We start from the raw sequence: 9052 nt of genomic DNA on the forward strand, positions 1-9052 counted from the left end.
CGCGAGGACATCGATGTCCACCGCATGGCGAGCGAGATGGTCATCGACGACATCGTTCCGCCGAGCACCCTCCGCGAGGAACTCGTCCAGCGCTACGACTTCTACGCGGGCTTGGAGAAGGACCTGCCGGACAAGAAACACGGTACGATTCTGTAAGCCGAACGACTTCGAGGGTTTAGCCCCTCTCTAAGCCGGATAAGCCGGTTCATAATAAAGCACCGTTCCGCCGTGCGTGTGGATGACGTGGAATTCCCGCGCCATCATCCATGAGCCATCAGCAGTTCTCCTACCGGTATCAGCGAACGGACTGGTTCGATTTCGGCGGCATCGAGCGATTGCTCTGGGCCGTCGTCATCCTCGCACTCGTCGGGGATTTACTCACGACGTACGCCGGGTTGCAGGCGGGGCTCACCGAATCGAACCCGGTCGCACGCCACGCGCTCGGCCAGTTCGGCTTCCTCTCGCTCGTCGGGTTGAAGGCGTTCGCGCTCGGCGTGGGGTTCGTCGGGCGGACGTTGATTCCGCAGGAGTACGTGGCACTCGTCCCGGCGGGCCTCGCCCTCCCGTGGCTGTTCGCCGTGGTCGTGAACCTCTCACTGTTCTTCCACTAGGGTTTCTTGAGCGAGAGCACCGTCCGCTCGAACTCGCAAACCAGCGTTTCGTCGTCTCCATCGACTTTGAAGACCTCGACCTTCATGGTGACGACGCCGCGCTCGCCGTCGCTCGTCTCGCGCTTGTCCGTGACGGTGGACTGGGCGCGAATGGTGTCCCCGTGGAACACCGGCTCGGGGTGTGAGACGTTATCGTACGAGAGGTTGGCGACGATGGTGCCGTCGGTCGTGTCCGGAATCGAAACGCCCACCGCCACGCTCATCGTGTACAGTCCGTTGACCAACCGTTCGCCGAACTGGGTGTCCGCCGCGAAGTCGGCGTCCAAGTGGAGTGGCTGTTGGTTCATCGTCATATCACAGAACCGCTGATTGTCGCTCTCGCTGATAGTTCTCCGTTTCTCGTGTTCGATGGTTTGGCCCACTTCGAACTCCTCGTAGTACAGTCCCGTCATGCGAACTCCTGCGATGAGTGGGGGAAAAATCCTGTCGGTCTGGAGGCGATTGTCACGACCGTTTCGACTGTTGCACGCCCGATGGTCGGGCGTAATCGGTTCATAACAAAGTAGATAGTATTCGAATGGAGTGATAATCAGTCCAACGTCAGGTCAGAGATAAAATATGAATGGAGAGGACACGCGACGGGCGACGGAGGGGAATCGTGACGGAAAGCAGACTGAAACGCCGTCGGAGTTCGGGGGGACGGGACGACGTGACGCGTTCGATATAAACGCGACCGGCGAGTTTCAGTTCGACCAGGTGGTGCGACGCGGCGATGCCACGATTTCGCGGAGCGTCGAATGGTCGTTCGAACGGTCTACGACGACCGACGAAGCGTCCTCGGAGGAGCGAACCACGTTCATATCCGACGGCGGTGTCGATGCACCGGATTCGTCACGAGCGCCCGCCGACGCCGGTATCGACGCCGAACCGGAGACCCAAAGCGGAACATCCTCCTCCGACGTCGAGACGGAGCGGACGGCACCGATAGCTCCGACAGACGACAGTAGGCGCGCCCACACGCGCTGGTACGCCCAAGTCGGCGGCCCGGTCGAAACCTCGCCCGTCGTCAGGGACGGGTCCGTGTACGTCGGAACCGAGAACGGATTCGTCTGTCGTATCGACCGACGGGACGGCGTGAGCGACTGGCTGTTTCAGGCGGCCAACGCGGTGGGGTCGCCGGTGCCGGGCCTGGATTTGACCTACGTCGGCGACCGAAACGGGAATCTGTTCGCCCTCGACGGAGCGATCGGGGCGCGGGAATGGACCTTCGAGGCCGACGCGGGCGTGGAGGTGTCGCCGATACTGCTCGGCAATACGCTCTACGTCGCGGCGCGGGACGGGCAGGTGTCCGCGCTCGACGCCGTGACCGGCGAGCAAACCGCGTCGTTCCGGAGTCCGGCGCGCGCACTCACGTCGATGCGAATCGCGGGCGGAACCCTCTACGCGACTGGACTCGACGGCGGCCTGTTCGCCCACGACGTGGACGGCGGGGACGAACGCTTCCGCTTCGCACCGTCTCTCGCCATCGCTGGCGCACCCGCGGTCATCGGCGACACGGCGTACGTCGGGACCGTGGACGGTGACCGCATCTACGCGCTCGACGCCGAGACGGGCGAGACGGAGTGGCGGTACGAGGCCGACGACGGCATTTGGTCGTCGCCCGCCGTCGGGGACGGCATCGTCTACGTCGGCTGTGCGGACGGGAGCGTCTTGGCGCTCGACGCGCGGGACGGGGCCGTTCGATGGCGCGTCCAAACCGGCGCACGCGTGTGGGGGTCGCCCGTCGTCACGGACGAACTGGTGTACGTCTGCAACGACGACGGACTACTGCTCGCCCTCGACCGGGCCGACGGTCGTCTCCGGTGGCATTTCCGGGCACACGATTCGTTGGTCGGCGCGCCAGCGGTGGGGAGCGATGCCATCTACGTCGGGGACGTCGCCGGGACGGTCTACGCTCTTCCCCCGTAACCCGTCTCTCCCCGCGCGTATCTCCTCTCCATCATGTTCTTTCCCGAACATCGTGCCGTGGTATTGCATAGCGACGCGGTGTCGGATGGTAAGGTCTTTCTCCGGTCGCTTCCGACTAAACGGGCAAGCCTGTCGGAGGCGTCCACACTATGGCATCTACTGGGAAGCAGACCACGGACGAACCGGAAACGGCGGTTGAAACGGCCCGACGACAACTCGAACGCGCTGCGGCGCACCTCGACGTCGACCCCGGCGTCATCGCGCGCCTGAAGCACCCGGACCAAGTGCACCGCGTCTCGGTTCCGCTGAAGCGGGACGACGGCGACACGGAAATCTTCACCGGCTACCGCGCACAGCACGACAGCGTGCGGGGACCGTTCAAGGGCGGCATGCGCTACCACCCCGGCGTGACCGAGGAGGAGTGTATCGGCCTCTCGATGTGGATGACGTGGAAGTGCGCCGTCATGGACCTCCCGTTCGGGGGTGCCAAAGGCGGCATCGTCGTCAATCCGAAGGAGCTCAGCAACGAGGAGAAAGAGCGACTCACGCGCCGGTTCGCCGAGGAACTGCGCGACTTCATCGGCCCGATGCGCGACATCCCGGCCCCCGACATGGGAACCGACGCGCAGGCGATGGCGTGGTTCATGGACGCCTACTCGATGCAGGAAGGCGAAACCCAACCCGGCGTCGTCACCGGCAAGCCGCCGGTTATCGGCGGGTCCTACGGCCGCGAGGAGTCGCCCGGCCGCTCGGTCGCCATCATCGCCCGCGAGGCGTGTGAGTACTACGACTACCCGCTCGAAGACACGACGGTTGCAATCCAAGGGTTCGGGAGCGTCGGCGCGAACGCGGCGCTCTCGCTTCACGAATGGGGCGCGAACGTCGTCGCCGTCTCCGACGTGAACGGCGCGATTTACGACGAGGACGGCCTCGACATCGACCGGATTCCGACCCACGAAGAGAAACCGGAAGCCGTCACGACGTTCGACGGCCACGAGCCGATTCCCAACGAGGAACTCCTCGAACTCGACGTGGACGTGCTCATCCCGGCTGCAATCGGCAACGTCCTCACCGAAGCGAACGCCCGCGACGTGCAGGCGGACATCATCGTCGAGGGTGCGAACGGCCCGACGACGACCACCGCGGATGAGATCTTCGAGAAGCGCGACATCCACGTCATCCCCGACATCCTCGCCAACGCGGGCGGCGTCACCGTCTCGTACTTCGAATGGTTGCAGGACATCAACCGCCGTCAGTGGTCGCTCGAACGCGTCAACGAGGAACTCGAATCCGAGATGCTGAACGCGTGGGACAGCGTGCGCGCCGAAGTCGAAGAGCGCGGCGTGACGTGGCGCGACGCCGCGTACATCGTCGGCCTCTCGCGTATCGCGGACGCCCACAACGCCCGCGGACTCTGGCCCTAACGCGGTTTCGGTTCGGGCATCGAATCGAGTCAAATTCTGACGAAACGGACGAAAGCGTGCGGTCATCTTTTTGTGTCGAAGATACCTGTTCCACTGACGTGTCTACGGGCAGTTATTTCCGAAAACAGCGACGGCTACCGGTTGGATAATCCGCCCCCGATTGCGACGCCTATCGCAATGCCGATTCCCACGCCGAGCGCGATGTTGTCCAGTGCGACGCCGAGTCCGGCACCGAGAGCGACACCGAGACCGATTCCCAGTCCCATGTTGTTATCCGAATCAGCCTCCGGGCCTTCGTCCGACTCGTCCGTTCGTGTCATACCGGTTCACTTCCGGGAGAGGAAATAAAGATATCTGGGGGAACGAACGGTCCGCCCGCACCTTCGGTGGCTTGAAATCGACGCCGCGCGTCGCTTCGTCCATGCCACGACGAAGCGTCATGTTCACGCCGGGCGACCGGCCCGAGATGATGCGGAAAGCGCCCGGAGCGGGGGCCGACGTGATAGTGTTCGACTTGGAAGACGCCGTCACCCCCGAACGGAAGGCGGAGGCTCGAACCGCGGTTCGTGACGTGCTCACCGACCCGGAATTCGACCCGGACTGTGAGGTGTGCGTCCGCGTCAACCCGACGGGAATCGCGGCGGACGACGACCTCCGAGGAATCGCGGACGGCGCGGAAACGATCGATTCCGTCATGCTCCCGAAAACAGGGTCGGCGGACGACGCCGAGACGCTGGCCCGACTGCTCGACGAACACGACTGTCGGGCCCCCATCCTCGCGCTGGTCGAAACCGCGAGCGGCGTCCTCAACGCGGCCGAAATCGCGGCCGTGGACGAGACGGACGCGCTCGTCTTCGGCGCTGAAGACCTCTCCGCGGACATCGGGGCGACCCGAACCGAGGGGGGGACCGAAGTGCTCTACGCTCGGGAACACGTCGTCCTCGCGGCGAGCGCGGAAGACGTGGACGCAATCGACACGGTGTACACGGATATCGACGACACCGACGGATTGGCCGAGGAGACGGAGTTCGCGATTCAACTCGGCTACGACGGGAAGATGGCGATTCATCCCGCGCAGGTGACACCCATCAATGAGGCGTTCACCCCCGACCCGGAACGGGTCGAGTGGGCCGAGGCGGTCCTGGAAGCGAAAGCGACGGCCGACGAGGAGGGCCGGGGAGTGTTCAGAGTTGGCGGAGAGATGATAGACGCGCCGCTCATCGCGCAAGCCGAGCGGATTATGGAGTACGCGCAGGCTGATAGCTAACCCGTGCCCTTATATCTCATTTAGGGGTAATAGCCCATTCTTATTTCGTCATGCTTAACAGTGGGTGGGTGGGATTGGCAAACGATGTCCGAACAAGCCAATCCGTTCGAGAGCTTGCAGGAACAGATCGACGACGCGGCGGAGTACCTCGACGCGTCACCCGACGTTCTCGAACGGCTCAAGCACCCCCAGCGGATACTCGAAACGAACCTCTCCGTCGAAATGGACGACGGTTCCATCGAGACCTTCAAAGCGTTCCGTTCGCAGTTCAACGGCGACCGCGGCCCGTACAAGGGCGGCATTCGCTACCACCCCAACGTCAGCCGCGACGAAGTGAAAGCCCTCTCCGGGTGGATGGTGTACAAGACCGCCGTGGTGGACATCCCCTACGGTGGCGGGAAAGGCGGCATCATCATCGACCCCGACGAGTACAGTGAGGCGGAGTTGGAGCGCGTCACGCGCTCGTTCGCCAAGGAACTCCGACCCTTCATCGGCGTGGACCAAGACATCCCCGCACCCGACGTGAACACGGGCCAGCGCGAGATGAACTGGATAAAGGACACGTACGAGAAGCTCGAAAACACCACGGAACCGGGCGTCATCACGGGCAAGGCGCTCGAAAGCGGTGGCAGCGAGGGTCGCGTCGAGGCGACGGGGCGCTCGACCATGCTCACCGCCCGCGAGGCGTTCGACTACCTCGGCAAGGAGATGGAGGGCGCGACCGTCGCCGTGCAGGGCTACGGGAACGCCGGATGGATTTCCGCGAAACTGCTCGAAAACCTCGGCGCGAAAATCGTCGCCGTGTCGGACTCCAGCGGCGGTATCTACAATCCCGACGGACTCCACGCCCGCGACGTGAAAGACCACAAGAACGAGACGGGGAGCGTCGTCGGCTACACCGGTGCCAACGAGGAAATCAGCAACGAGGACCTCCTCACGCTGGACGTGGACCTCCTCGTTCCCGCCGCGCTCGAAAACGCCATCGACGGCGACCTCGCACGGGACGTGCAGGCCGACGTCATCGTCGAAGCCGCGAACGGGCCGCTCACGCCGGATGCGGACGACGTGCTCACTGAGCGCGACGTGTACGTCTTCCCCGACATCCTCGCCAACGCGGGCGGCGTCACGGTGTCCTACTTCGAGTGGGTACAGAACCGTCAGCGCTTCTACTGGTCCGAAGAGCGCGTCAACGAGGAACTCGAAGACATCATCGTCTCCGCGTTCGACGACCTGACGAGCGCCTACGAGGAACACGACCTGCCGAGTTTCCGAACCGCGGCCTACGTGGTCTCCCTCCAGCGCGTCATCGACGCGTACAGCGAGAGCGGCAACTGGCCCTAAACGCGAGCACCCACTCTCACGAATTGGCTTTCCGACCGGCACGAATTTTCCAGGAGTTCGATTCCGGCGAACGCTCCGTTCACGCAGCGTCGTCGCCGAACGATTGAAACGAGAACACGACGCATGCCAGAGAGACACATTCCGCGAGGACGACCGCCGAACACGCGACAAATTGAAGGTTTAGAACTGTCTAATTCGGACCAGTGATGCTAAGCGACGTGATGGAAGACTACTTGAAAGCCATCTATACGCTTCAGAAGAAGGATGGGGGGCCGGTCGCCACCTCCGAGATAGCGGAGTATCTCGGCGTGACACCGCCCACGGTCACCAGCATGATAGAGAAACTGACCGACCGCGGACTTCTCGACCGCGAGAAGTACAAGGGAGTGGAACTCACCCCCGAAGGCGAGACGGTCGCCCTCGAAGTGCTCCGCCACCACCGCCTGCTCGAATCCTATCTGACCGAACATCTGGACTACTCGTGGAGCGAAGTCCACGAGGAGGCCGACCGCTTGGAACACCACATCAGCGAGGAGTTCGAACGACGGGTGGCCGACGCGCTCGGGAACCCGACGGTTGACCCCCACGGCGACCCCATCCCGGACGCGAACCTCTCTCCCATCGACGAGGACGACACCACGCGCCTCACCGAACACGAGGAAGGTTCCCACGTCGTCGTTGCGCGCGTGAGCGACCGCGACGACGAGGAGTTGCGGTATCTGGCCGACGCCGGTATCACGCCGGATACCGAACTCGAAATCGTGGACATCGCCCCCTTCGGAATGGTGACGGTCGCCGTCGACGGTGGTGAGCAAAGCCTTCCGGAAACCATCGCCCGGTCGATTCGCGTCCGGGCCGTCGTCGAAGAACTCGCGTGAGATGGTGGGAACAGCGACGCCGTTAGCGACCGGTCTCCAGCAAGTCGTTCAGCGCTACGACGGCTACGGTCCGCTGGCGGCCGCGTTCCTCGCCAACCTGCTCGCCACGTTCGGAGACAAGGGGCAACTCGTCGTCGTCACACTCGCCTCGCGTTACGACGCGAAAAAGGTGTTCGTGGGCGCGATGGCGGCCTTCACCCTCTGGAGCACCATCGAAATCGTCTTCGGTCACGTCATCGTCACGGTTCTTCCGGGGGGCGCCATCACCGTCCTGACCGGCGGCTTGTTCGTCCTCTTCGGCCTCTGGACGCTCAGGAGCGCGATTGTGACGTTCGAGGAAGAATCCGACGACCGTCCGTTGCTCACCGGCGGCGGAGTGGACGTGGGTATGAGCGGTACCCTCCTTCCAGACGGCCTGTTGACTCGAATGGGTGCGTACGGCGGGGTTCTGACGACGTTCGTCTTCATCCTGTTCGCGGAGTTCGGCGACAAGACCCAACTGCTGACCATCAATCTCTCGACGACGTTTCCGAACTCGCCGCTCTCGGTATTCGTCGGCGTCGTCGCGGCGCTCGGCCTCAGAACTGGTCTCGACGCGTCTATCGGCGAACGGTTCGAGCGAGTCCTCCCGACGAAGTGGCTCGAACTCCTCGCCGCGGTCGTCTTCCTCGCCTTCGGCGCGCTCGTGTTCGCCGAATGGACGGGTTACCTCTAACCGCGCGCTTTTACACGTCCCACGCAAAGTGGTGGGTAGATGATAGAGATGCTCGTCTCGGGGCTTGCGGGCGTCGTTTTGGGGCTCTCGCTCGCCGCACCCCCGGCCCGATGAACGCGGTCATCGCCGAGGAGAGCGTGCTCCGCGGATGGCGGTCGGGATTCCTCGCCGGACTCGGCGCGATGACCGCCGACGCCTGTTTTTTCGTTCTCGCGCTCGCGGGGGTCGTCGCCGTCGTCAGGGAAGCGCCGGTCGTCCGCGGACTCATGGTCGGCGTCGGCGGCCTGTTGATGCTGTACTTCGCCTACGGCGCGGCACAGGACGCGACCTCGACGTTCACCACCGACGAGGTGGACGAGGACGCGAAGGGATTCAGAAAAGCGTTCGCGCTGGCCATCACGAACCCGTATCAAATAATCTGGTGGCTGACGGCGGGGTCGGACTGCTCGACCCCGGTCAGTTCGACGTGCTCTCCGGACTGCCGGGGAGCCTCACGGTTTCGACTGGCGGGCCGATAATCATCGTCGGTTTCTTCGCGGGAATCGCCTGCTGGATTACGGGATTTCCGGCGGCGCTATCGGCGGCCGGAAAGCGGGTCGATTCGTTCGCACCCGCCGTCGCGTACGTGAGCGCCGGTATCCTCGCGCTCGCTGGCGTGTCCTTCGTCTACGACTCCGTAACGACGCTCGTATGACCGAAAACTGCTGGTTGCGTTTCCGCCGCCTCAGTGTCGTCCACCGCGCGGCGACCCGGACGGTTCGGCGTCCATTTCTGGAACCTCCTCTTCGAGCCACTCGCGGAACCACTTCACGCGCTTGAGCCGTCGGTGGGCGATGTCCTGTGCCGTC

At 63.7% G+C, this 9052-nt stretch carries 9 protein-coding genes and 2 pseudogenes; 8 read left to right on the forward strand and 3 right to left on the reverse strand.

The features are described from left to right. Positions 1-266 precede the first annotated feature (266 nt). Positions 267-611 carry a DUF5658 family protein gene (locus BG842_RS13180; RefSeq protein ID WP_069449257.1) on the forward strand — a complete coding sequence of 115 codons (345 nt, stop codon included), beginning with the start codon at positions 267-269 and terminating at the stop codon, positions 609-611. Here BG842_RS13180 and BG842_RS13185 read toward each other — a convergent pair. Further along, positions 608-1063, reverse strand: a complete 456-nt coding sequence (locus BG842_RS13185) for a MaoC family dehydratase (RefSeq protein WP_007982722.1) — start codon at positions 1061-1063, stop codon at positions 608-610. The genes BG842_RS13180 and BG842_RS13185 overlap by 4 nt on opposite strands. A 166-nt stretch (positions 1064-1229) precedes the next feature. Here BG842_RS13185 and BG842_RS13190 point away from each other — a divergent pair, with 166 nt between their 5' ends. Both BG842_RS13190 and gdhB read left to right on the forward strand, forming a co-directional pair. Continuing rightward, the gene (locus BG842_RS13190; RefSeq protein WP_069451089.1) at positions 1230-2579 is read left to right on the forward strand and encodes a PQQ-binding-like beta-propeller repeat protein; all 1350 of its coding nucleotides are present in this window, start codon (positions 1230-1232) and stop codon (positions 2577-2579) included. Between the two features lie 149 nt (positions 2580-2728). Further along, positions 2729-4003 carry a glutamate dehydrogenase GdhB gene (gene gdhB, locus BG842_RS13195; protein ID WP_069451090.1) on the forward strand — a complete coding sequence of 425 codons (1275 nt, stop codon included), beginning with the start codon at positions 2729-2731 and terminating at the stop codon, positions 4001-4003. 134 nt (positions 4004-4137) lie between these two features. On the opposite strand, the gene BG842_RS13200 is transcribed toward gdhB, so the two are convergent. After that, positions 4138-4323, reverse strand: a complete 186-nt coding sequence (locus BG842_RS13200; protein WP_069451091.1) for a hypothetical protein — start codon at positions 4321-4323, stop codon at positions 4138-4140. 101 nt (positions 4324-4424) lie between these two features. Between BG842_RS13200 and BG842_RS13205 the strand changes: the two genes are divergently transcribed. From BG842_RS13205 to BG842_RS13225, 5 genes and pseudogenes are all read left to right on the forward strand, one after another. Next, positions 4425-5270: a CoA ester lyase gene (locus BG842_RS13205; protein WP_069451092.1), complete on the forward strand. Its 846-nt coding sequence runs from the start codon at positions 4425-4427 to the stop codon at positions 5268-5270. A gap of 84 nt (positions 5271-5354) precedes the next feature. After that, positions 5355-6611 carry a Glu/Leu/Phe/Val dehydrogenase gene (locus BG842_RS13210; RefSeq protein WP_069451093.1) on the forward strand — a complete coding sequence of 419 codons (1257 nt, stop codon included), beginning with the start codon at positions 5355-5357 and terminating at the stop codon, positions 6609-6611. Positions 6612-6817: 206 nt separating this feature from the next. Continuing rightward, entirely contained in the window at positions 6818-7489 is a 672-nt protein-coding gene (locus tag BG842_RS13215; protein WP_069451094.1) for a metal-dependent transcriptional regulator, read from the forward strand. A gap of 1 nt (position 7490) precedes the next feature. Continuing rightward, on the forward strand, positions 7491-8204 hold the full coding sequence (locus BG842_RS13220; RefSeq protein WP_069451095.1) for a TMEM165/GDT1 family protein: 714 nt from the start codon (positions 7491-7493) through the stop codon (positions 8202-8204). A 39-nt stretch (positions 8205-8243) separates the two neighbouring features. Beyond that, a pseudogene (locus BG842_RS13225) lies at positions 8244-8898 on the forward strand (LysE family translocator). Positions 8899-8928: 30 nt separating this feature from the next. Here BG842_RS13225 and BG842_RS31635 read toward each other — a convergent pair. Further along, positions 8929-9052, reverse strand: a pseudogene (locus tag BG842_RS31635) (phosphohydrolase); the annotation flags it as partial.

Origin of the sequence: Haladaptatus sp. W1 (assembly GCF_001723155.1) — an archaeon.
Lineage (GTDB): Archaea > Halobacteriota > Halobacteria > Halobacteriales > Haladaptataceae > Haladaptatus > Haladaptatus paucihalophilus.